Origin of the sequence: Williamsia sp. 1138, assembly GCF_002095435.2 — a bacterium.
Taxonomy (GTDB): Bacteria; Actinomycetota; Actinomycetes; order Mycobacteriales; family Mycobacteriaceae; genus Williamsia.
In genome coordinates, this window is sequence record NZ_MJEJ02000038.1 from 68,352 (window position 1) to 91,437 (window position 23,086).

General features: G+C 64.5%; 20 protein-coding genes and 1 pseudogene. 11 read left to right on the forward strand and 10 right to left on the reverse strand.

All coding sequences use genetic code 11. The features are described from left to right. The first annotated feature begins 35 nt into the window (after nucleotides 1-35). On the forward strand, nucleotides 36-2,699 hold the full coding sequence (locus tag BH683_RS10060) for a LuxR family transcriptional regulator (protein WP_084836122.1): 2,664 nt from the start codon (nucleotides 36-38) through the stop codon (nucleotides 2,697-2,699). A 99-nt stretch (nucleotides 2,700-2,798) separates the two neighbouring features. Here BH683_RS10060 and BH683_RS10065 read toward each other — a convergent pair whose 3' ends face one another. Beyond that, nucleotides 2,799-4,061 (reverse strand): alpha/beta fold hydrolase, encoded by a 1,263-nt coding sequence (locus tag BH683_RS10065; RefSeq protein WP_246833290.1) that lies wholly within the window; start codon nucleotides 4,059-4,061, stop codon nucleotides 2,799-2,801. Between the two features lie 177 nt (nucleotides 4,062-4,238). On the opposite strand from BH683_RS10065, the gene BH683_RS10070 reads away from it, so the two are divergent. After that, on the forward strand, nucleotides 4,239-5,309 hold the full coding sequence (locus BH683_RS10070; RefSeq protein WP_246833291.1) for a glycerophosphodiester phosphodiesterase family protein: 1,071 nt from the start codon (nucleotides 4,239-4,241) through the stop codon (nucleotides 5,307-5,309). Between the two features lie 428 nt (nucleotides 5,310-5,737). Here BH683_RS10070 and BH683_RS10075 read toward each other — a convergent pair whose 3' ends face one another. The 4 genes from BH683_RS10075 to BH683_RS10090 form a co-directional block, all read right to left on the reverse strand. Continuing rightward, nucleotides 5,738-7,021 (reverse strand): lipase family protein, encoded by a 1,284-nt coding sequence (locus BH683_RS10075; protein ID WP_084836125.1) that lies wholly within the window; start codon nucleotides 7,019-7,021, stop codon nucleotides 5,738-5,740. A 185-nt stretch (nucleotides 7,022-7,206) separates the two neighbouring features. After that, nucleotides 7,207-7,569, reverse strand: a complete 363-nt coding sequence (locus BH683_RS28380) for a hypothetical protein (RefSeq protein ID WP_143696028.1) — start codon at nucleotides 7,567-7,569, stop codon at nucleotides 7,207-7,209. Nucleotides 7,570-7,620: 51 nt separating this feature from the next. Further along, nucleotides 7,621-8,913 carry an amidohydrolase family protein gene (locus BH683_RS10085; RefSeq protein ID WP_084836127.1) on the reverse strand — a complete coding sequence of 431 codons (1,293 nt, stop codon included), beginning with the start codon at nucleotides 8,911-8,913 and terminating at the stop codon, nucleotides 7,621-7,623. 24 nt (nucleotides 8,914-8,937) lie between these two features. After that, on the reverse strand, nucleotides 8,938-10,599 hold the full coding sequence (locus BH683_RS10090; protein WP_084836128.1) for an alpha/beta fold hydrolase: 1,662 nt from the start codon (nucleotides 10,597-10,599) through the stop codon (nucleotides 8,938-8,940). A gap of 197 nt (nucleotides 10,600-10,796) precedes the next feature. On the opposite strand from BH683_RS10090, the gene BH683_RS10095 reads away from it, so the two are divergent. After that, a complete protein-coding gene (locus tag BH683_RS10095) occupies nucleotides 10,797-11,450 on the forward strand; it encodes an FCD domain-containing protein (RefSeq protein ID WP_281492297.1) in 654 nt (217 codons plus the stop codon). A gap of 46 nt (nucleotides 11,451-11,496) precedes the next feature. Here BH683_RS10095 and BH683_RS10100 read toward each other — a convergent pair whose 3' ends face one another. From BH683_RS10100 to BH683_RS10110, 3 genes are all read right to left on the reverse strand, one after another. Then, nucleotides 11,497-12,495: an NADP-dependent oxidoreductase gene (locus BH683_RS10100; protein ID WP_084836130.1), complete on the reverse strand. Its 999-nt coding sequence runs from the start codon at nucleotides 12,493-12,495 to the stop codon at nucleotides 11,497-11,499. 36 nt (nucleotides 12,496-12,531) lie between these two features. Continuing rightward, the gene (locus BH683_RS10105; RefSeq protein ID WP_084836131.1) at nucleotides 12,532-13,377 is read right to left on the reverse strand and encodes an alpha/beta hydrolase; all 846 of its coding nucleotides are present in this window, start codon (nucleotides 13,375-13,377) and stop codon (nucleotides 12,532-12,534) included. A 78-nt stretch (nucleotides 13,378-13,455) separates the two neighbouring features. Beyond that, entirely contained in the window at nucleotides 13,456-14,346 is an 891-nt protein-coding gene (locus BH683_RS10110) for an alpha/beta hydrolase (RefSeq protein ID WP_084836132.1), read from the reverse strand. A 128-nt stretch (nucleotides 14,347-14,474) separates the two neighbouring features. On the opposite strand from BH683_RS10110, the gene BH683_RS10115 reads away from it, so the two are divergent. Next, a complete protein-coding gene (locus BH683_RS10115; protein ID WP_084836133.1) occupies nucleotides 14,475-15,059 on the forward strand; it encodes a TetR/AcrR family transcriptional regulator in 585 nt (194 codons plus the stop codon). 51 nt (nucleotides 15,060-15,110) lie between these two features. Here the strand turns inward: BH683_RS10115 and BH683_RS10120 are convergent, their stop codons facing one another. Next, nucleotides 15,111-15,752: a helix-turn-helix domain-containing protein gene (locus BH683_RS10120; protein WP_084836134.1), complete on the reverse strand. Its 642-nt coding sequence runs from the start codon at nucleotides 15,750-15,752 to the stop codon at nucleotides 15,111-15,113. A 108-nt stretch (nucleotides 15,753-15,860) separates the two neighbouring features. Here BH683_RS10120 and BH683_RS28645 point away from each other — a divergent pair, with 108 nt between their 5' ends. The 3 genes from BH683_RS28645 to BH683_RS10130 are packed head-to-tail and all read left to right on the forward strand — an operon-like array spanning nucleotide 15,861 to nucleotide 18,843. Further along, nucleotides 15,861-16,037 carry a hypothetical protein gene (locus BH683_RS28645; RefSeq protein WP_168187008.1) on the forward strand — a complete coding sequence of 59 codons (177 nt, stop codon included), beginning with the start codon at nucleotides 15,861-15,863 and terminating at the stop codon, nucleotides 16,035-16,037. Further along, the gene (locus tag BH683_RS10125; protein WP_143696029.1) at nucleotides 16,034-17,962 is read left to right on the forward strand and encodes a hypothetical protein; all 1,929 of its coding nucleotides are present in this window, start codon (nucleotides 16,034-16,036) and stop codon (nucleotides 17,960-17,962) included. Before BH683_RS28645 ends, BH683_RS10125 begins: the two co-directional genes overlap by 4 nt. Continuing rightward, nucleotides 17,959-18,843 carry an oxygenase MpaB family protein gene (locus BH683_RS10130; RefSeq protein WP_084836136.1) on the forward strand — a complete coding sequence of 295 codons (885 nt, stop codon included), beginning with the start codon at nucleotides 17,959-17,961 and terminating at the stop codon, nucleotides 18,841-18,843. Before BH683_RS10125 ends, BH683_RS10130 begins: the two co-directional genes overlap by 4 nt. A gap of 79 nt (nucleotides 18,844-18,922) precedes the next feature. Here the strand turns inward: BH683_RS10130 and BH683_RS10135 are convergent, their stop codons facing one another. Then, nucleotides 18,923-19,645, reverse strand: a complete 723-nt coding sequence (locus tag BH683_RS10135; protein ID WP_084836137.1) for a hemerythrin domain-containing protein — start codon at nucleotides 19,643-19,645, stop codon at nucleotides 18,923-18,925. Between the two features lie 352 nt (nucleotides 19,646-19,997). Here BH683_RS10135 and BH683_RS10140 point away from each other — a divergent pair, with 352 nt between their 5' ends. The 4 genes and pseudogenes from BH683_RS10140 to BH683_RS10155 all read left to right on the forward strand — a co-directional run. Continuing rightward, a complete protein-coding gene (locus BH683_RS10140; protein ID WP_084836138.1) occupies nucleotides 19,998-20,900 on the forward strand; it encodes a manganese catalase family protein in 903 nt (300 codons plus the stop codon). 153 nt (nucleotides 20,901-21,053) lie between these two features. Continuing rightward, nucleotides 21,054-22,202, forward strand: coding sequence for a zinc-dependent alcohol dehydrogenase (locus BH683_RS10145; RefSeq protein ID WP_084836139.1), 1,149 nt, complete (start codon nucleotides 21,054-21,056; stop codon nucleotides 22,200-22,202). Nucleotides 22,203-22,213: 11 nt separating this feature from the next. After that, nucleotides 22,214-22,780 carry a hypothetical protein gene (locus BH683_RS10150; protein ID WP_084836140.1) on the forward strand — a complete coding sequence of 189 codons (567 nt, stop codon included), beginning with the start codon at nucleotides 22,214-22,216 and terminating at the stop codon, nucleotides 22,778-22,780. Nucleotides 22,781-22,847: 67 nt separating this feature from the next. Beyond that, nucleotides 22,848-23,033, forward strand: a pseudogene (locus BH683_RS10155) (P-II family nitrogen regulator); the annotation flags it as partial. Nucleotides 23,034-23,086: the final 53 nt, after the last annotated feature.

A 23,086-nucleotide genomic window follows, 5' to 3' on the forward strand; every position in this document is an offset into this window, starting at 1 on the left:
CAAGTCGGTGGTCGGTCGACGATTAGGCTTGATCGATGAGATCGGCGACGGTGTGTGTCGGACGAGAAGGCGAACTCGCCGCGCTCGCCGGGCACCTGTCGGACGCCGGGACCGGTGACGCCACGATCGTGGCCGTGACGGGCGAGCCGGGCATCGGGAAGAGCTCGGTCGTGCGATGTCTCGCCGAGCATCACAAGGGACCCGTGTGGCAGGCGCGCTGCGCACCATGGGAAACGGAAACCCCTGGCGCTGTTCTCCACCAGCTGTTTCAGCAGGACCTGCCCGGCTCGCCGATGGTTGTCGCCGATCAGATTCTTGATCACCTGGAGTTCGAGGACGGTACGGGCGGCGCCCGTCTCATCGTGATCGAGGATGCTGAGTTCGCCGATGAAACCTCGCTCCACGCGCTGGTATCTGCGGTGCGCCACCACCGGGGCCTGCGGCTGCTGGTCGTGCTCACCGTGGGAGATGCCGAGTCTGCGGCTGCGACGCTCGCGTCGGAGGTCCTTGTGATGTCTGGGTTGGCGGTATCTGGTGTCGCCGAACTCGCCGGGAATCACGGGTACACACTGCATCCGGCGGTCGCTCAAGCCCTCACCGGTCACACGGGCGGGAACCCGGGACACGTGGTCGCATTGCTCGACGAGGTCTCGGACACGGTGTGGACGACGCCGGGGGCGTCGCTGCCGGCACCGAGGCATGTTGTTGCAGACGTCCGCGAGCGGTTGTCGCGGTGCGGTGCGCAGGGACGGGCGTTGGCGATGGCCTTGGCCATCCTCGGTGAGGAAGGCTCGCTCACCGAAGCCTCGCAGCTGGCAGATCTGACGTCTCCACTGGCTGCCATCGATGAGGCTTCCGCGGCTCGTCTGGTGACCCGGTCGCTCGAACCCGGGCGGATCTACGAGGTGGATCTGATTGATTCGATGACGCGCGTTGCACTGGTGGAGCTGATGGGCGCGCACGCCGCAGGGGAAGCGCACCAACGCGCCGCCGACATCGTGATCGACCGCGGACGCAGCTTGATCCACCGTGTCAGTGCGACTCCGACGCCCGACGCCGAACTTGCTGACGAAGTCGAAGCGCTGGCCCGAGAACGTGGTGCCGGTGGGGCCTGGGCCGAGGCGGCCGGGCTCTTCCGGGAAGCGAGTCGGCTCTCGCTCGACCCAGCGCTGCGTGATCAAAGGCTCATCCGCACAGCGGACTCGCTGGTCGCTGCCGGCGACGTCGCGAGTGCGCTCGCCTTGGTTCCAGCCCTCGAGGCATTGCGGGAGACACCGCTGCGGGACGCCGTTCTGGCGTACCTCGCAATCGTGCGCGGCCGGGCCGCCGAAGCGGAACTCCGTCTGGGTCGTGCCTGGGACATCGTCGATCCCGAATCAGATCCCGATTCAGCGGCGCTGATCGCTCAACGGTTCGTCCTGCATTCGTTGAGTCGTTGCCGGAGTGCAGAATTGGTCGAATGGGCCGACAGGGCGCTGCAGCTCGCAGACTACGACTCGCCGGCGGGTATCGAAGCCGCCGCCATACGTGGTCTCGGTCTGGGCTCGTCCGGCCGGCCTGATCTGGCCGCCGAGGCGTATGCGAGCCTGTCCGAACGGGTGCACCACGGAGTCCAGGCTCAGCGGGTGACTCTGGGGCGCGGGTGGCTACAGCTGGCCCAGGATGATCTCGACGGGGCCAGGAGCACACTGGAGACGGCGGTGGCCACCGCGCATCTGGGAGGGTCAGCGCGAATCACATTGTGGGCGTACGGGTGGCTCGGACGTGTGCAGTTCCTCACCGGTGATTGGGATCAAGCTCTGCGGACCGTGGCTGCCGGTCGTGTGCTTGCGGAGTCCAGTGGGATCGTCTTGGCGACGCCGCTCTTGGAGTGGACCGTCGCACAGATCGGCGCACTTCGAGGCACGTGGCAGGACGCCGACGCAGCGGTGCAGAGAGCAGGCGCCGTGACGCAAGACTACGAGATCATGAGAGCGCCGGTGTTCTTCGCGCGAGCACACATCGCCGAAGCGTCCGCCGACTACGGCGCCGTGGTCAGAGCGCTCGACGAAGTCCGCAAGATGTCGTCGACCACGTCTTTGAGACACCCCGGATTCTGGCCGTGGGCTGACATACTCGCCAACGCGCTGGTGGTGGACGGCAAGCTTGATGCCGCCGAGGAGTTCCTGCAGTCTCAAGAATTGGTTGCCGACGAGATGGGCCATCGATCCACCCAGGCGCGGCTCGGCTACGCGCGCGGCAGATTGCTCGGCGCGACAGGCGATCTGGTCGGTGCCCGACGATCCTTCGAGCGTTCACTGTCGCTGCTCGACGGGCTGCCGCTGCGATACGACCTGGCCCGCGTGAACTTCGCCTACGGGCAGACCCTGCGACGAGCGGGCAAGCGCGGAGAGGCCGATCCGGTGCTGACGGCCGCACGCGACATCTATCAGTCCCTCGGGGCGACCACACTGGTGGAGCGCTGCGAGCGTGAGCTCCGCGCGGGCGGCGTCAACGCCAAGCTGCCCCGCGGCGACATCAGCCTCACGCCCCAGGAAGAGGCTGTGACCAGGCTTGTCTGCCAAGGCTTTTCGAACCGCGAGGTGGCCTCGGAGCTGTTTGTGTCAGCAAAGACGGTCCAGTATCACCTGACGCATGTCTACGCCAAGCTGGGGATCCGGTCACGGGTCGACCTGGCTCGGGTGTACGGAACGGACTGACACTCTGCCGGCGGAGGAGCCCGTCACCCACCCGTTTTCGCGCCGCCCACCTGTTATTCCGGCTGGGCGGCGCCACAACGGGTGGCTGGGGAAAGTGACTCAGACGGTGCAGGCGCCGCGGACCGGGATGCCGGCGAGCCGGTCGCGGATGAAGCTCAGCCCGACCGGGTAGTCGACCGCGGACGGCGCCAGGTGATTGTTTCCGCTGCCTTGATTGACGGCCGGTAGCTCGTTGGTGTTCAGGACGGCGGTGCCGCCCTGGGCGCACCAGTCGCGAACCAGTCCGACGGCCTGACCGTAGGGGATGAAGTCGTCGTGTCGGGCTCCGGTCACCATCACCGGTATGGCCGGGACGCGGCGTCCGATGCGCTGCTCGTCGGCGACTGTGCGCGCCACCGGGACGTCGCGGATGACCTCGTCGAGACGGCGACCGTCGGTGGTCCACTCCGAGGTCGAATGCCCGCCGTACTTGCCGCGCGAATCGAGCAGGCACTGAGTCGCGACATCGGCCAGCACCGCGTGACCGTGATCGTTCAGTCGGCTGCCGAGCGGTTCGCGCAATTCGGGATACCGGGCCAGGAAGCCGTTGATCGTATACCCGATTGCGGCAACCAATCCGGTGCCGTCGATGTGCTCCTGCACGGCCAGCAGATCGGCAGGCGGTGAGCTGGCATACCCGGCAACCAGATTCAGCTCGGGCGCGTATTCCGGTCCGAGCTCTGCAGCCGAGGCAACCGCGGCTCCGCCTTGCGAATGACCCCACAGCACCACTGGCTGGTCTGGTGTCGCGGCCGCGCGTGCGCCGTCCAAGATGGCGTGACCGGACTCTGCGCGGTTTACGTACGTATGCGTTCCAGGAGTCCCGAGTCCGACGTAGTCGGTGACGAACACCCGAAAACCTTGCGCCAGGAACGTCGACGCGAAGATCCCCTCGTAGTTGATGGGGGTGCTGGTCCCGGTGTGCTGGAACCCGGTGTCGAAGATTCGGGACGGTGCACATTGATCGCCTTGTCCCTGGGTTCCGGGGCCGATGACGGCCAGTGGTTGTGGACCGGGCCCGCCCCAGCCGACCCGCGGCTCGAGCACTGTGCCGGATACGGGAACCGGTGCGCCGTGAACGTCGGTGGTGGAGTAGATCAGGCGCTGACCCGCGCCTGCGCCTCCTGCCGCCACCAGCGGTTGGGACCGCAGCACTGCGCCGGGAGGACCTGGTACGAGCGAGCTGGTGTCGTAGAAGTGGTCCAGACTCGCCCCGTGGTCGTCGGGTGCTGACGTCGCCATGCCCGGGATGCCGAATCCTATTGCCAGTGCGGTCAATACGGAGACGACGACACTCTTCCTGCGTCTGCTGCTCAGGTGCACGTCAGGGACCCTAACCGCCGTCCGGGTCGTGCTCAAGGGTTCGAATCGGCGGGGTCCTGATAGTGACTGCAGGCTTGCTAGTGGTAACAGGAAGTGAATTCGAGATCGGTGCGGTAGCCCCGTCGGACCGGCCGGGATAGGTTCGCGGTGTCGGGACAACTGCGTGTGGGGAGATGTGTGAGCAAGCGATCTGCGTTGACGATGGTGGCGACGGCGGCTGTGGTGGCCGCGCTCGTGTCGTGCTCGGACGACTCCGGTGACAGTGGCACGGCCGGTTCTTCGGCGTCTGTGGCGCCGGCGTCGGGCGAATCGTTCGATCTCCAGGCTCACCGGGGTGGCCGAGGTGAGTACACCGAAGAATCCCTGGAAGCATTCGACAAGGCGCTGTCGCTCGGTGTCAGCACCCTGGAATTGGACATCGTGCTGACCAAGGACAAACAACCGCTGATCTGGCACGATCCGAAGATCGACGCGACCAAGTGCAGCGACACCGCACCGGCCGAACCCGGCGACCCGCAGTTCCCGTACGTCGGAAAGCTTGTTCATGAGCTGACGCTGGCCCAGGTACGAACTCTCGACTGCGGCAAGGTGCTCGAGGGCTATCCCGATGCACAACCTGTGGCGGGCAACAAGATTGCGGTACTCCCCGAATTGTTCGAGCTGGTCGACCAGCGTGGCGCCGACGCCGTGCGGTTCAACATCGAGACGAAGGTCGAGGGGGAGAACCGCACCGAGTCCGCGACGCCCGAGGAGTTCGTCGACGTGATCCTGTCTGCGGTCACCGCCGCGGACAAGGTCGACCGGGTGAGCATTCAGAGTTTCGACTGGCGCACCCTGCCGCTCGTGCACCAGGCTCAGCCTTCGATTCCGCTGGTGCCGCTCTGGGACGAGACCACCTGGAAGCAGGACTCGCCCTGGCTCGGGCCGGTGGACTACGACGCTGCCGGAGGCGATGTGATCGCAGGTGTGCAGACGATCGACGGTGTGTCGGTGCTCTCGCCCGGTTACGTCGATCCCTACCCGGATGGTCAGGTGCCGCCCGCCGGCTACACCTTGGTTGCGAACCAGGATTTCGTGACCCGCGCACACGACGCCGGATTCACCGTGATTCCGTGGACCGTCAACGACGCCGCGGTGATGAACGCCCAGATCGAGGCCGGCGCCGACGGGATCATCACGGACTACCCGACGAGGCTGCGTGAGGTCATGTCCGAGCGGGGTATGGCTGTGCCACCACCTGTTCGGTAGCTCTCTCCCTCTCTCTCTCTCTCTCTCTCCGAGAAGTCGTGTTACACAGGCGCACTACAGTGCGTCGATGGCCGATGTGGGCTTATGTTCAATGATGAAGCTGAAGCCGGCGTTCCGGTCGCTGAATCCATGTGCATGCCAGGGCTAAGGGGTCGGCGGTGCTCGGTGAACCCGCCGCCACGCAGACGGATGGTCTTGAGTGGTTAGGAGTCGGCGTGCCAGTGCATGGTGATGGTGGCTGCTGACCGCTCGGGTGAAGGCGTGTCGGTGGTCCCGCCGACCTGACGCCAGCCCGCCCACACCACAGGAAATCGTTCCCGGATCGATGGCGCCCTGTGCATCCCCCGAGTCAGCTGATCGGGTGTGGCTTCGCGATGGCACCGCCGAACGACGAGGCAGACCGCACCCCGCGATCGCTGCCTAGAGCGTCACTGCACAGTGGCCGGTGCGAGGCTGTTGCCGACGGGGATGGTGGCGCAGTTGCTGTGGGTGGGCAGCCCAGCGAACCGTGCGGCGAAGAAGGGAAATGCCTGAGCTTCGAACGGCGGGAACGCTTCTTGGTGGGTGAGCCCGTTGTACTGGGCGTAGGTGACGTCGACACCGCGGCGGCAGTATTCGTGGGCCAGGGCTTGTACGTCGCCGGTGATCATGACGGTGTCGCCAATGGCATTGGCGTGCCCGACCGCGAGCAACATCGGAACGTCCGGGGTGCCTTGGCTGCCCATGATGTTGTCATTGATCGCCTCGACCACCTGCGGCACGTCCAGGAGCGAGGTGTAGGGCGCTTTGACCATGTCTGCGTCTGTGAGACCGGGGTAGTCCGAGGCGAATTCGGCGATGCACAGTGAGCTGACTGCGTCGGTGACCTGCTGACCCTGCGCGGAGAGGAAGGTGCTTGTGTCGATGTCGTAGGTGCGTTGGTAGGCGACGACGAGTGCCGGGATGACCCCGGCCCATTGCTTGCTGCCGCTGACGTAGGGAAGGTTGTGGGCCAGATCGACCGGCAACCCTCCGGCGGCCACTCCGACGATGTTGAGTTCCGGCGCGTACGCCGGTGCGATCTCGGCTCCCCACTGCGTCGGTACCGAGCCGCCGGAGTATCCGAGCAACCCGACCGGCGTCGAGGCGGGCACACCCAGGAGAGCTTCGGCGGCGCGAATCCCGTCGAGCGCTGCGTACCCGGATTGGCGGCCGATGGTCCATTCGAGGTTTTCGCCCTCGTAGTCGGGTGCGACGACGGTGTACCCGGCGGCGAGGTACCCGGCGATCACTGCTTGTTCGGCCTCGGCGATGGTGCTGGTCGAGCCACCGCTGAGGACGTACGACGGGTCGCATTGGGACCCCAGCGCGTCGTAGGCCATGTGGTAGGAGATGAGCTTGGTGGGGCCCGGGACCAGCGGTCGCAGCACCGTTGCGACGGTGACCGCGCCGGCGCCGAATTGATCGGTCGTGCGGTAGAGAACCTGGGTGCCGGTGATGGGCGTCGTGATGGTCGGGGTCTGGAACGTCATGGGCCGAGTCCGCAGCACCGCCCCACGGTCGATGTTCGTCAGCGACCCGTCGTAGGTGTAGAAGGGATCTGCCGAAGGTATGGGCGAGCCGGGTCCGGGGTCAGCGTGTGCGGCAGGCACCGACACTGCCGTGACGGACAGGAGAAGAAGGAGCGATACGGCGGCAGCACGAAGGCCTTTGGTCCGACCACGAGTTGGCATAGGAGTATTAGAACACTGACTCCGCAGATAGCCCTGACGTACATGCATACCCATCGAATGGGTGTGTGGCCTCCCTGCGCAGTATTGGCGGCCTCGGCATCGACTGTGGGGCAGCGTGGCGCCCGTCAAGCCGGGGACGTATGTACCGTTGTGCGGCAACGTAACTCGAATTATGGGTGAACGGATCAGATGTGGCGCGTCGCGCGGTCGGGCTTATCCGGGACGACGAACAGGTCGCCGGTGACCAAGGAATGGCGCTGTGTACCGAGCGTCACTTCGCCGGAACCCTCGAACACCTGGAAGATCGAGGATCCGACGTCGCGACGGGTCGCTGTGGTTGTTTCTGGACGCGGGCGGTGGAACTCGCACCGTATCGTCAGGAGTACGTCGCCACCGTCTGCCGGATTCGTGTATTTGATGGCAGCGTGTCCCGGTTCGCGTTGGCGGAACCGCGGCGTCGGATGATCGCTGTGCAGGCTGCGTGAGCCTGTGGCAAGGGCCCTGGACCAGGTGATTGCCTCAGGTCCACGCGGGCGCCCTGATGTCATCGGTCGGACTGAACCCACGCGTCATAGCCGACCTCTTTGACAACTGGCGCTTCAGGCGGGCACCGGCGTTCCGCTGTGGGTTTCTTTGAGTTCGCTGGGTCGGGCTTCGGTGCCGTCGCCCGGATCTTTGTGGAAGTTACCGTCTTTCATGATCCCGACGATGCGGGAGCGGTCTTGCAGGATGGTGATGTCTTGCAGGGGATCGCCGTCGATGAGGATGAGGTCGGCGAGGAATCCGGCTTTGACCTGACCGAGCTGGTCTGGCATCCGCATGATCTCGCCGCCCAGCGCGGTTGCTGCGAGCAGGGCTTCCTTGGGCGTGTAGCCGAGGAGCTCGACGAAGTGCTGTAGGTCGCGAGCGTAGGTGCCGTGTGGGGTCCACGCGAAGCCGTAGTCGCCGCCGGGCAGGACTCGGATGCCGCGCTCCTTCATCTTCTTCAAACCTGCGATGGCGCATTCGAGTTCGTGTTTGTAGCCGGCGGCTTCGGCGGCTTCGGGTGGGTATCCGAAGGCTGCCGCGTCGTTCAAGGTGGCGACGAGCCAGTTCAGGCCGGGCGCGACGAAGACCTCGTCCTTCTTGGCTTCGAGCATGTCGAGGCCTTCGTCGTCGATGAAGGAGGCGTGGTAGATGATGTCGACGCCGTTGCGCAGGGACATCTTCACCGATTCGCCGGAGCGGGCGTGCGAGCAGACCCGCAGACCTCGCCGGCGGGCTTCGGTGGTGGCAGCGAGTGTTTCTTCGTCGGAGAAGTAGTTGTCCTCGGCGTGTTGGTTGCCGGTGATCTCTTCGCCGGACATGCTCAGCTTGACCAGATCGGCACCCATTTCGACGTTGCGGCGCACCTGTTTACGCATTTCTTCAGGTCCATCGGCGAACGCGGTGATCCCGTCGACGAGGGCGCCGCCGGTGACCGCGATCTCCTGGCAGTTGGCCAGGTAACGCGGGCCGGGGATCTGCCCGTCGTTGATGGCGTTGCGGATCACGACGTCCAGGCGTGGCTTGGCCGCAGCTGCGCCGACGCACATGGTGTAGCCGTAGTCGATGTACGTCTGCGCCGACCGCGCACACAGCAGTGTGTGTTCCTCGACGCCCATCGTTCCGAGACCGGGAAGGTCGGCGGAGTTGACCCACGAGAAATGGGTGTGGGCGTCGCACAGACCCGACATGAGGAACTTGCCCTGGCCGTCGATGACCCGGACGCCGTCCCGGGGGAGGTCCCCGGACTTGGGGCGGACATCGGCAATGGTGTTGCCGGTGACCAGAACTTCACCTTCGAAAGGGTCAGAACCAGAGGAGTCGAAGATGCGGACATTGGTGAAGAGGATGGACTGTTCAGACGACATCTGTCGTCTCCTTTCGAGAAGCGATCAGGGCTTGGTGAGGAACTCGGTCAGAAGGCTGGTGACGGTGTCGGGGTCTTCGAGGCTGTGCCAATGTCCGACGCCCTCGAGGACTTGGAGCTGGGCGTGGGGGTAGATCGAGAGGAGGTCGTCGTTGGTGGCGATGGGGCTGACCTTGTCCTCGTCGCCCGTGATCAGCAGGACCGGAGCGTTGATCGATGAGAAGTCGGGTTCGACGGCGGCTGCCAGTGCTTCGCAGGCGTTGGCGTATCCATCGGGACTCTGACCGAGCAGTAGTTCGCGCACTGCTGCCACGCTGAGCGGCCGATCGCTCTTGGTCCTCTCCGACAGTGCGGCGGCGACGATGGTGTCGGCGACTGCGGACATCCCGCCTTCCCGGACCGCACGGGCCCGAGCCCGGGTCGCGGTCTTCGCTTTATCAGGCTGCTGGCGAACTGCTCCGAGCAGTACGATCTTGCTGACCCGGTCGGGATGACTCGCCGCGAACGTCGTCGCCACCAGTGTGCCCATCGAGTGCGCCACCAGGGCGGCCTGGTCGATGCCTTCGCCATCGAGTAACGCCAGCAGTTCGCTGACCCAGCCGTCGATGCTGTTCGGGCCGGCTGCGGGGGAGCGCCCGTGACCCGACAAGTCGTAGCGCAGCACCCGATGTGTTTCCGCGAGTGCTTTGACCTGCGGCTCGTAAATAGTGGTCGCGCCGCCGAGTCCGTGAATCAGGACCGCGACCGGGCCGTCGCCGGATTGCTCGGTGAACAGTCGGTGAGCGCCGGCGCGGGTGAGGTGATCGCGGTCAGCGGGCTCGCCGACGACGTTGCGCAGTACGCCGAGTCCGGTGGCCGAGACGGTGACCTCGTCGCCGATCTGTAAGTACTTGGGTGGGTCGAATCCGATGCCGACACCGACGGGGGTTCCGGTCGCGATCACGTCACCGGGTTCGAGTGTGATTCCGGCCGAGAGGGTTTCGATGATGGTGGGTACGTCGAAGATGAGCTGTGCGGTGCTGGCGTTCTGGCGCTGCTCACCGTTGACATGGGTCTGTAATTGCAGGTCGGTGATGTCGACCTCGTCGGCGCTGACCGCCCACGGTCCCAGCGGGCAGAACGTGTCGAGGGATTTTCCGATGAACCACTGTTTGTGGTCGCGCTGCAGATCGCGGGCGGTCATGTCATTGACCAGGGTGTAGCCCCACACATAGTCGAGGGCGTCGGCCTTGCTGACCTTCGAGGCGCGTTTGCCGATGATGACGCCGATCTCGCCCTCGTAGTCCAGGGCCGAGGTGATGTCAGCATGCGGATCGATGGCGTCGCCGGAGGCGATGATCGAGGCAGCCGGTTTGGTGAAGACCACCGGATGCTCCGGTACATGTTGGCCGTCGGCCGACCCGGTGGCGTCAAAACCGCTTTTGGCGAACTCGGCGGCATGTTCGGAGTAATTGCGACCCACGCAGAACACATTGCGGTGCGGAACGATCGGGGCGAGGAGTTTGCCGGGTTCGGCGGTATCGGCGACGGTGAGTCGCTCAAAGGCAGTCGGACCGCCGGAAATCACCGACTGCAGGTCCCGGACCTGTTCGCCGGTGTCGGCGAAACTGATGGCGCGAGCTGCACCTTCCTCGTCGACGGCACACAGACGTGCTCCGTCCGGGCTTTGAATTCGTGCAAACCGCACTACTACCTCCCATGTCTAACCAATGTGAACCAAATTAGGTGTTTGGTATGTATTGGTCAGAATAGGTCGAGACGGTGTGATCGTCAACACTCATCAGTCGGTGCTGCAATCGCAACTTCTGGGCCGTAGCGCGCTATATTGGTTCGAATTGGTCCTGAGGAAGGGGGCTGGTAGTCGTGACGCTTGCAGTAGGTCCGGTGGCAACAGCGCGGCGCCACCTCGAATCGGTGATCAGCGACGGCGGCTTCGCGCCCGGCGACAAGCTGCCCACGGAGCGGGAGCTCGCTGCCAGTGCCGGGGTCAGCCGTGCGGTCATTCGTACTGCGCTGGACGAACTTGCCGATTCCGGCGTCGTGGTCCGCTACGTCGGCCGCGGAACGTTCTTGGCCCCCCAGACGATTCCCGAATCTTCAACCAATGCTGGATTTCCCAGCCCAGCGGAGATCATGACCTCCCGGCTGGTTCTCGAGCCCGAGATATTGCCGGTGACCGTGTCGGCCGCGACGCAGCAGGACATCGACGAGATGCACCGCTGCCTGCGTGGCGGCGACGCAGCTCGCGCGTCGGAAGACTTCGAACGCTGGGACACGCTGCTACATCACAGTTTTGCTCTCGCTACCCACAATGCTGTGCTGATCAATCTCAGCCAGTTGCTGATCGACAGTCGTAATCAACCTGTCTGGGGCGGACTCAAGCGCCGCACCTTCAGCGCCGAACGGCGCCAATGCTATTGCGATGAACACAAAGCTATCGTCAGTGCGATCGAAGATCGAGACCCGGACGCCGCGCGTGAAGCCATGCGGGTACACCTACGGCACGTGCGCACAACGCTTCTCGGCGACCACGCCTGACGTGCGGGTGACGCCCGGTCCACGTGGTGGACGTCGCACCGGGACATCAGTTGTGGGTGATGACGACTTTCCCGGCTTTTGTCTTACCGGCTTCGACGTAGGCGAGTGCTTCGACGGTCTTGTCGAACGTGAACGTGGAGTCGATGACGGGTCGTAGGTGGCCGGCGTCGTACAGCGCGGCCAGGTCGCGGAGCTGCTCTCCGCTGGGTTGCATGAAGAAGAACGAGTACTGGACGCCGCGTTTCTTTGCGGCGGATCGCACTTTGCGGCTGAGCAGGGACAGGATGACCTTGAAGGGTGCAGGGGCGCCGAGTTGGGTGGCGAATCCGGCGTCGGGTGGGCCGGTCACACCGATGTCCAGGCCTCCGGGGGCGAGGACGGTCAGGGTTTTCATGAGGTTGTCGCCGCCGACGGCGTCGATGGCGAGGTCGTAGCCCGAGTGTACGTCGGCGAAATCGGTGGTGCGGTAGTCGATCACGACGTCGGCGCCCAAGCTGGTGACCAGATCCGTCGACGCGCTTCCGGCGGTGGTGGCGACGTGCGCACCGAGGTGTTTGGCCAACTGGATCACGGTGGATCCGAGGCCGCCGGCGCCGGCATGGACGAGGACCCTCTGACCGGGCTTGATGTGGGCCTTCTCGACGAGCATCTGCCACGCGGCCAGGGCGACGAGGGGGACCGCAGCCGCTTCTTCGAACGAGAGTGTTGTCGGATTATGGGCTGCGTCGTCCTGGTGGATGGCGATGTATTCGGCGAACGTTCCGATTCTCAGGTCGCGGGGTCGAGCATAGATCTCGTCGCCGATGGCGAAGTCGGTGACTTCGGAGCCGATGTCGGTCACGACGCCGGACACGTCGTGTCCCAGGATCATGGGCATCGGGTATTTGAGGAGTTGTTTGAACTCGCCACTGCGGACCAGGTGGTCGAGTGGGTTCACGCTGGCGGCAATTACTTTGACGTAGATGTCGCGCGGTCCGACAGCGGGTGTGGGTACCTCGGCGGCGTGAATCGGGCCTTTGTACGTGTCGATGACGAACGCTTTCACCGGATTCTTCTTTCTCGAGTCGGTTGATTACTGGGGTCAGGTGTTGTCGGGGCCGTCGAGGAACTCGAGGACCTCGGGTACGAACTCGCGGTAGTGCTGGAAGACGCCGCCGTGGCCGGAGTTGGGGTAGATCACGACTTTTGCGTTGGGCAGTCGGTTGGCCAGGTCCACCGAGTGTTCACTGGCGACCATCACATCGTGATCGCCGTTGGCCACCAGGACCGGGTGGGTGATTGCGGTCAGGTCATCGGGTGCAGCTTTGCCGCCGGCGATGATGGCCCGTAGCTGGGCGAGGCGCGCCTGCAGAGAGATGGTGGTGTCGCGGTCGGTGGTGCGTTCGGCAAGCCGGTCGAAATACGCTGCGGCAGCTCGTTTGCCGTCGGGGGTACGTGGAAAGAACAGGTAGTTGCGGGCGTCTTTGCGGGTAACCGCCGCCTTGAGGTAGGCGCCGCCGACGATGGTGGCCATCTTGTCGATGCCGCCGCCGCCACGCGGTCCGGTGCCTGCCAGCACGATCTTGCGCACGAGGTCGGGGGCCTCGAGCGCGACGACCTGGGCCACACCACCGCCAAGGGAGAAACCGAACAGGTCGACCTTGTTCACACCAAGGGCGCGGATGAAAACGATGGCGTCCGAGGCCATGTCGTCGATGGTGGCGGGAACTTTCGATCCGGATCCACCGACCCCACGGTTGTCGAAGGCGATGACCCGGTGTTTGCCGGCGACGCCGTCGATCACCCGGGGATCCCAATCGTCCAGGGTTGCGGTGAAGTGGTGCAGAAACACCACCGGCACACCGCCGGTGGGGCCGAGGTCGCGATAGACAAAGCGGACGCCATTGACGTCGATGTTCTTGGTTGGTGCGTTCTTCCAGTCGGTCACAGGTGAACTTCCTCAGAGGTCGTGTGCAGGTCCGCAGCAGCAGGGGAGTGCGGCGAGAATGGCAGGAGTGCGGTGTGGCTAGGCCGCCAGGAACTCCAGTGCAGCGGGAACGAATTGGTCGTGTGCCTGGAAGATGCCGCCGTGCCCGGCGTCGGGGTAGACGCGCAGAGTGGCGTTCGGCAGCCGGCGGACCAGGTCGTAAGAATTGCTGGTCGGCACCATCCGATCGTCTTCCCCGTTGGCAACCAGCACAGGGTGGGTGATCACGCTCAAATCGGCCGGTGCCGCGGTGCCCCAGCTGTGGATCGCGCGAAGCTGAGTGCGGAAGGCTCGCAGCGAGATCTTCTTGTCGCGGTGGGTTGTCCGTTCACCCAAACGGGCGATGAACTCCCGCGACTGCGCTGTGCCGTGGGCGGTGCGGGTGAAGAAGAGGTTCTGCTTGGGGTCTTTACGCGTCAGCACGGCTGTGATCGAGTCCGCGTAGGTCACCCGGGTGACCTTGTCGATACCCGCGCCGCCGGCTGGACCGGTACCGGCGAGGATGATTCTGCGGACCAGCCCGGGGCGCTCGGCGGCGATGACCTGCGCGATGAATCCGCCCATCGAGAAGCCGAGCAGGTCAACCCTCTCGAAGCCAAGGGCGTCGATGACGGCGGTCGCGTCGCGTGCCATCTCCTCGATGGTTGCCGGCGTTGTACCGCCCGAACCGCCCACGCCCCGGTTGTCGATGACGACCACCCGGTGCTGCGCGGCGATGCCGTCGACGACGCGTGGATCCCAGTTGTCCAGGGTGGCACCGAGGTGGTTCAGGAACACCACCGGGATTCCTTCGGCCGGCCCGTAGGCGCGGTAAACGAAGTCGGTGCCGTCGACCGAGATCGTCTGGTTCGCAACGGTTGTCCACGATGTGGCCGGTGCCACGCCCGGCGATGCCGTGTCGTCCCGGTTGTCAGCGCTGTGGTGTGTCATGTGTGCCTCCGACTGTTGTAAACAGATCTGTGTACTTGCACAGTAGGGCACCCTCGAGCAGATGTAAACAGATCTGTGTACTATTAGTGGGGCACGCAACAGTTCGAGTTGATTGGTCGGTGGTTTCGATGGCAGAGGCAACGCAGGCCGGCAGTCCACGCCGGGGCGGTCGGGGGGCCCGGGACCGCATACTCGCGAGCGCGGCCGAACTCTTCTATGTAGAAGGAATCAATGCGACGGGCGTCGACCTGATCGCGTCCCAAGCTGACGTCTCCAAAAGGACTCTGTACAAGTACTTCCCGAGCAAGACTGTGCTGGTGGAGCAGTACCTGGCGTTTGTTCGCGAGATGGTGACCGACCCTCGGGAGGCTGACGCGAGTGGGCCGCGGGAACGCCTGATGTTGCTGTTTCCGGTCCCTGATCCGGGTGACGGCCTTATGCGCGGCTGCCCCTTCCACAATGCGGCGGTGGAAGCCGCTGCAGTGATGCCGGAGGTCGCGGACTTCGTGCACGTGCAGAAGCAGGCCTTCGCAGCGGCGATCATCGAACTGTGCCGCGATTACGGCGCTGGCGATCCAGAGCTGTTGGGACACCAGATCGCGCTGCTCTACGAAGGCGCCGCGGCACTGTCGACATCGCTCGACGACCCCCAGCCCTGGGTGTACGCACGAACGACCGTCGAGATGCTGCTCGATCAATCGCGACCCGACTGAGCCGAGGCGACGGCAGGACGTGCTCCCTGGAGATGGCCCAAGTCGGCTGGTTCAGCGTGGTGGGTCCACCTCGAGGATACGGTTGACCGCGTCGACGCCCAGGGCGGCGAGCGTCGCCACCAGCTCCCCGCGTTCGAGCGTCACGTCGCCGCGCAGCCAGAGCGCGACCCCCTCGGTGGTACCTCCGACCAGCACGCGGGCGATGAGCTGAGCTCGTGGGTCATCGGCACGATCGTCGGCGAGGAGAGTCAGCAGCTGGCTCACGAAATGGGCCACTGCATGATCTCGCGCTGCGCGGAGCCCGCGGTTTCCGGGCGCCTCGAGATACAGACGTGCGACCCGTGGATCGTCGAACGCGATGAGGATCTCTTCGACCGCGACTTCGATCAGTCGGGCTCTCGACGCGTCCTTGTCGAGTTTCGCGGTTGCCGCGGCGATCCGATCGGCCGCCTGTGAGAGCACGTCGGTCAGTGCCTCACCGGTGAGCTCGTCGAGATTGGAAAAGCTCAGGTAGAGATGCCGTTTGGAGACCGATGCGTGCTCACAGATCGCTCCTACGCTCAGCGATTCGATACCGCCCTCGTGGACGAGGTCGAGGACGGCCTCGATCAGCCGATGCCGGCGCGATAGTCGGCGTTCTGTAGCGCTTTGCCCACCGTAGTGTCGCCCGGCGGGCTCGGTGGTCGGCGTCACGTGCTCATAGTGCCAGTGCCGGTGACCTGGTGTCTTATGCCGGTCCGAACGTTGACGGCGAGCGACGCACCACCTACGCTAACCGAAACCGAAACGACGCGGTTTCAGATGGAGGTTCCGATGCTGTGTTGCACGATCTTGCTGCTGCTGATGGTCGGCCTGCGCAAACTCTTCGTCATCGCCTCGTGCACCGGGCGAGAGGTCTCGTCGGCGACGGCGATGCCGCCGGCCGCACGGCGGGTCGTCACAACAGACGAGCCGGTGTCCGCGGGGTTCGGGCGATGAGCTCGACGCCAGTAGTGCGGCCGGGTGAGCGTGTTCCGGCCCGGTTGTTGCCGAGTTCGCGCCCGGTGTTGTCGCCCGTGACGAGAGGCAAGTTCGGCCGAGTCGCGGTGGTGTACGCGCTGCTGTGGTCCGGTGGTCTGCTGGTCGCCGCCACCGGCAACACGGTTGCCGGGGTTGCGGCCATGGGGCTGCTGCTTCCCGGCGGTGGGCATCTGGCATCAGGTCATATCGCACATGCAGCAATGGCGCTGGCGGCGTTCGGACTCGCCGTACTGGTTTGGTGGATGATCGGCGCGGTCATCGCCCCGATTGCCGTGTGGTTGGCGTTCCTGCTCGAAGCGGCGATGACACATTCCCATTCGCACCTGTCGATCACCTGGATCGCGATCACAGCCGGTCTGGTCCCGTGCATCGTGGTGGTCGCTTTCGCCGTGCATCTGCTGCGTCATCGCCACCAGGTGGTGGTCGCGCGCCGAGTGAACACCGAACTCGCACATGTCACCTTTGTGCAGACCGCGGTGCCGTCGACTCCCGAACCGTCAGTCGGTGAGGCCACGGCGGATGACCTTGCGCATCTTCGCTTTGCGCTCGACCTTGCTTTGCAGCCACTGTCGGAATTCGCGGGCTTCGATCGCCGCGATCAGTTCCGTGAGGCGGCGCTTCGTTACCAACTCTGCGTCCTGGGTTACGCGCTGTCGATGTACCGATACACCGCAGCGCCGGCGTTCGCCGGTTATCTGGCCGAAGCTCAGGAGCAGTCGATCCTCAAAATGGGGGACAAGCGGGTCTGGGGTTACTGGGCACTGGAAAACGCTTGGGGACGCATGTCTCTCGGCCGCGATCCGGTCGACAACCACGACAACGTGATGCTGACCGGATGGCAGGGAGCCGCGGTCGGGATGTACGAGAGCTTCGGCGACAACCGCTTCTCTCGGCCAGGTGGTCTGACCTACACCTGGTCCGACAGCCAACAGTATCGGCATGATTTTCACGACCTGGCGGAATCCATCCACCGCAACATGCGCCGGTCGGCCTACACACTGTTCTCCTGCGAACCACGCTGGATCTATCCCGTCTGCAACACCTTTGGTGTCAACACCCTCGTCGCGCATGATCGGTTGCACGGTACAGACTTCCATGCCGACCTCAGCGAGCCGATCGCGCGAGCGTACGAACAGGAGTTCACCCGCCCGGACGGCAAACTCATCGGTGTCCGTAACGAGACCCTGGGGCTGTCGTGGAACATCTGGGCCAGCGACGGTGTCAGCCTTCCCACGACCTACTGGATGAACGCCTTCTTGCCCGACCAGGCACATCGGGCATGGTGGCTGACGAAGCGGAACTCGCTCGAGTTCGACGGAGAGCGCTATCGGCTCCCGCGAACGGCAGCCAACCGATGCGATGTCGGCAACTACTCGTTCGGTAGCGACTCGTTTGCCCACACCTTCCTGTCGCTGACAGCTCGCGAGATGGGCGATGACGAGATCGCAGACAACGCATTCGCCTACGTCGATGAGAAAGAAGACGTCGAACGCTCCGCCGGCGTCGCTCGGTATGAAGGACTGTCGACGCAAGGCAACTTGTACTCGTTGCTCTCACGCTTCTCCCGGCCGGCCGCCAATCGAGACTTGATCGGCGCGGGCCTACCCGCCCATTGGCTCGCGGGTCCACGTCTTGCCGAGGCCGCGTACCCAGATGTTCTGGTGGCCCGCGCCGTCACCGACGGTCGAGCACTTGATTTGGTCCTCTATCCCGGCGATGGTGGCGTTCGCACGACAGTGGTGGTCGATCAACTCCGGCCGCACCACCGATACGCGGCGCTGGGAACGCTCGATGCCACGGTCGAAGCAGACCGCCACGGCCGGGCACGCGTAGATCTCGACATCGAAGGACGCACCGTTGTCCGAATGGAGCCCACCTCGTGAAACTACGTCCCGGTCACCTCGTCTCCCGACGGATCAACACGTTGGATCCGGTCGCCGACGCCGCCGAAATAGCTCGGCTGTCCCTGGTCACCTTGCACGGCAATCCATCTCTCACCTACGCCCTGTTCACTGTCGCGTTCATGAAACAGGTGGCGGTTCCGACCATGGCCCGAATCCTGTACCGCCGCGGGGGTGGGGACATCATGCAGTTCCCGGCGAGGCGCAACGACGACACCCTGTTGTTCTTCGGGCAATTACTCGATCATGGGCCGACGTCGCCGACCGGGCGTGCATGGATCGCGCGCCTGAATGAGATCCACGCGCATTTCCCGATCCGCAACGACGACTCGTTGTACACACTCTCGACCCTCGCACTCGATCCACACCGGATCACCTCGGACCTCGCGCATTCCCCCTTCACTACAACAGAATTGGAAGCGCAGTGGCGCTTCTGGCGCTCGGTGGCCGAACTGCAGGGTCTCGACGGCCTGCCTGAGACACGCGAAGCGCTCGAGAGATGGGCACGGTCCTACGAGCAACAAGAGTTCGCACCGACCATCGAGGGCCGTGCCGTGGCTCGCTCGCTGATCGAAGCGTTCGCAGAGCGTGTTCTGCCCCAACACCTGAGGCCGTACGCGGACCACATAATCTCGGCGTTCTGTCCACCGAATCTCCGGCAGGTTCACGACCTCCCGCACCCCTCACGGCCCTTGCAACTCGCGACCCGAGTGGCAGTCGCCACGTACGCTGGGTCCACGCCGCTACGCCTGGTCGACCTCGACCGATCCATGGTCAACACATTCGGAGTCCGAAAATACGGTGAGCGAGAACCGTCCGACGTCGGCTATCAGAGGTCACAGCGCGAGGATCAACCCAGCTGAGGAGCCTGTTGCGACGATCCACTGCGGCAGGAGTCGATGTGCTCAGGGCTCGGCGTGATGCAGCCCTGCGCTCAGTACGTCATGCACCCGGGCTGCGGGTGGTGTGAGTGGAGCTGTCTTCACCTCTGGTCAGTGGTGGGAGGTGTTCGATCCGCCCGGCGACGCGGGCACACAACCGGCTCGCCGAGCGCGCCAAGTCCGCGAACCGCGTCTGCGTCCGGGAATGACTGTCGAGCCGGTCGCGGGACCTGTCCAGGATGGTGAGCGGGGCTGCTGCCAAGACGTTGCCCGGGGGCCTGCGGGCGACGACCGGGTGGGGGCGGGTTGGGGCGCTGCGGCGCACCGCTTCCCACGCCAGGCCCAGTCGTACGAGGTCGACGGCGCTCGCGTGCTGCTGTAACCGTGGCAGGAGGTGGTCTTCCTCGTCGCGTACATCCTCACGCAGAAGCTCGGCGATCGTGGCAAAGAGGTCATGGTGTTGCCGGGAGTCGACATCGAGTAGTTCGAGGGCGGTGAACCTTTCGTTGATCTCTTGGTGTTCTTGTTCGATCTGCAGGGTCAGCTGTTCACCGTCGGGCACGTTGCGACGGATGAAAGGCCAGAGCACGGACTCCTCGGCGAAGGCATGGGGAAAGACCAAGCGGCACAACCTGGTCAGCAGCTCTTGACGCTCGTCGCCGTCGGCCAGATCGATGGAACTGATCAGCCGGTCGAGCTCGATGTGGTCTCGTTTTTGGCGGGTCAGGACGCTGCGTGGTCCGCCGAGCTGGGTGTCGGACTGCTGCGAGAGTGAGACATACATGGGTACCTCCTCGTACTGAGTCGGCCACAGGTACGACCAGGTGCCGACGCATTCGAACGCGAGAATGCCACGGCATTTTGTATGGCTGTGGTGTTCATGCCCCTCATCGAGGCGCGATAAACCTTCATGGTTCACGCGGGTTTGAACTCGCCGGGACGGGGGGATACTGGTGACATCCAAGTGGCGGTCGGGGAATCGTCCTGGCGTGTTCTTGGGTGCTTTCGGTGCGCTACGGCGGCCATGGCGCGGGTCTGACCCTGGCTCGCCTCCCATCCATGTACTCGTGTGCACTCTTTCGGTGCCTCCAGTCTGCGGGCACACATTCGGTGGCTATCTTGTGAATGGAGCCAACATGTTTCGTCATACTGACCATCTGCAGTTCGACGTCAAGCCGGAGAAGCCCGACCCGGTGTACGCCCATAAATTGCAGGAACTCATCGGTGGGGCTTTCGGTGAGATGACCGTGACCATGCAGTACCTTTTCCAGGGCTGGAACTGCCGCATGGAGGGCAAGTACAAAGACCTCATCATGGACATCGCGACCGAGGAGATCGGTCACGTCGAGATGCTCGCGACGATGGTGGCCCGGTTGCTCGAGGGTGCTCCGGCGACCGAGTCGAGTAAAGCCGCCGGCGGCGACCCGGTCGTTGCCGCAGTCATGGGCGGCATGGATCCGCAGCAGGCGATCGTCGCCGGCGGCGGCGCTCTGCCGGCGGACAGCAACGGGTACCCGTGGAACGGCCGTTACATCGTCGCCAGCGGGAACCTGCTCGCCGATTTCCGCGCGAACGTGACCGCGGAGTCGCAGGGCCGTCTGCAGACGGCGCGTCTGTACAACATGACCGACGACCCGGGGGTCAAGGCGATGTTGAAGTTCAATCTCGCCCGCGATACCCATCACCAGAACCTGTGGCTGGCCGCCATCGAGGAATTGCAGGCCGACGGTCTGGAAAGTGTTGTCGCGCCGGATGCTTTGCTCGACGAGGAATACGCCGAACACGCCACCGACCTGTGGCATCTGTCCGATGGTGAGTTCTCTTCGACCGGAGGATGGGCGAACCGGTTGGCACCGGATGGGGTCCATCAGATGGGGTTCAATGCCGATCCTCAGCCGCTCGGTGACAAGGCAAGCCCGCCGCCGCCCGACCCGAAGCTCTACGCGACGTATGACGGTGCCAAAGGCACTCCACAGAATGCGCAGTTGGGCACCGAGAAAGGTGTCATGGGCAAGTTGAAGGACGCCATCCCCGACTGAGGCGCCACGTGAGGCGTCGGTGGTGGCGGGCGTGAGTTCGCCGCCACCGACGCGGTACACGCGTCGACGGCGCACATGAGCACAACCCCTCCACGATCCTGACGTACGCCAGGACCACGGCGAGCACACATCACAATCTGAGCGGGAGAGAACATGAAATCGATGGTCTATCGAGGTCCGTACAAGATCAGGGTCGAGGACAAGCCCATTCCTCCGATCGAACACCCCAATGACGCGATCGTCCGTGTCACCCGGGCCGCTATTTGTGGATCCGACCTACACCTCTATCACGGGATGATGCCCGACACCCGCGTCGGAATGACGTTCGGCCACGAGTTCATCGGAATCGTCGAAGCGGTCGGCGGGTCCGTCCAGAATCTCGCCGTGGGTGACCGAGTGATGGTGCCGTTCAACATCTACTGCGGATCGTGCTACTTCTGTGTGCGTGGGTTGTACTCCAACTGCCACAACGTCAACCCCAATGCGACCGCTGTCGGTGGCATCTACGGGTACTCACACACGTGTGGTGGTTACGACGGCGGGCAGGCCGAGTTCGTGCGCGTCCCGTTCGCCGACGTCGGCCCCGCCATCATCCCGGACTGGCTGGATGAGGACGATGCCCTCATGCTCACCGACGCCCTGGCCACCGGCTACTTCGGCGCCCAACTGGGCAGTATCAGCGAAGGGGACACCGTCGCCGTATTCGGCGCCGGCCCGGTCGGACTGTTCGCGGCGAAATCCGCCTGGTTCATGGGCGCGGGCCGGGTCATCGTCATCGACCACCTGGAATACCGGCTCGAGAAGGCGCGGACGTTCGCCCACGCCGAGACCTACAACTTCGCCGAGTACGACGACATCGTGGTCGAGATGAAAAAGGCGACCGATTACCTCGGAGCGGACGTGGTCATCGAAGCCGTCGGCGCGGAAGCCGACGGCAACTTCATCCAGCATGTCACCGCAGCCAAGTTCAAACTGCAGGGCGGATCGCCGGTCGCCCTGAACTGGGCCATTGACTCGGTCCGCAAAGGTGGCACAGTCGCGGTCCTGGGGGCGTACGGGCCGATGTTCAGTGCCGTGAAGTTCGGCGACGCGATGAACAAAGGACTGACGCTTCAGCTGAATCAGTGTCCGGTCAAACGGCAGTGGCCGCGACTGTTCGAACATGTCAAGAACGGCCACATCAAGCCGAGTGACGTTATCACCCACCGTATTCCGCTGGACCATATCGCCGAGGGCTACCACATCTTCTCCGCCAAGCTCGATGAGTGCATCAAACCCGTCATCATTCCCGCCACCACCTAGGAGCCACCATCATGCCGTACACAGCACACATACCCCGGCGCTACTCCAGCGAGGATCTGAGAGCCCGGATCCCCGGATGGGGTGTCGACCTCGACCCCGCCGACCGGCCATCGGTTCCCCAGGAACGATTCGACCCCGACGCCACCGGGGCGCATTGGGGCTTCCCGGACCGCCAACGCGAAACGTGGCCGCGTGAGCGCTCCATCGAACACCAGTCTCTGACCCCCGTGTTCGGGACCTCCACCCCTCCCGCCGGGCTTTCCGGAAAGGTGCGCCGCATCGCCTATCGCTATAGCGAAGGGCGCGCCGCCCACTGGTTGCTGCTGCTGGCCGCCGACCGCGTGAACGCCGCCGAGAGCCACCTCGCCTCGTTCGTGCGCGGGCGCCCGGACAACCCGATCACCGAAACCGGTGTCGCCGGCGAGATCGGACGGGGCGCGAGCGCGCGGACCGGCACGAAGCGGGTGGACAAGAACCACATGTGGCTCGACCCGATCGTGGTGGCAGCCCCTAGGATCACCGGTACGGTGCTCGCCGCCTATCTTGTGCGCAACGCGATCAGACGGCTGGCTCGGTAACAACGCACGCTCCTCCACGGAGAAGGTGATATTCCGGTCAGACATGTGAAAGGAGCAGGTCTTCCCCGGTGCGGAATACACGATCGACATGGTGCCGAAGGTGCGCATCGAGATCGCGGTAGATGACCCTGATGTGGAGACGATTCTGAACACTGTCGTCGATACTGCGCGCACCGGGCGGATCGGAGACGGAAAGATCTGGGTGATTCCCCTGCAGACCGTCCAGCGAGTCAGACCGGTTGCCGACCCGTAGCCTCCGCGCGGGTTCCGCTGCGGCGCGTTGGCGTGACCTACGGCCGCGACGCC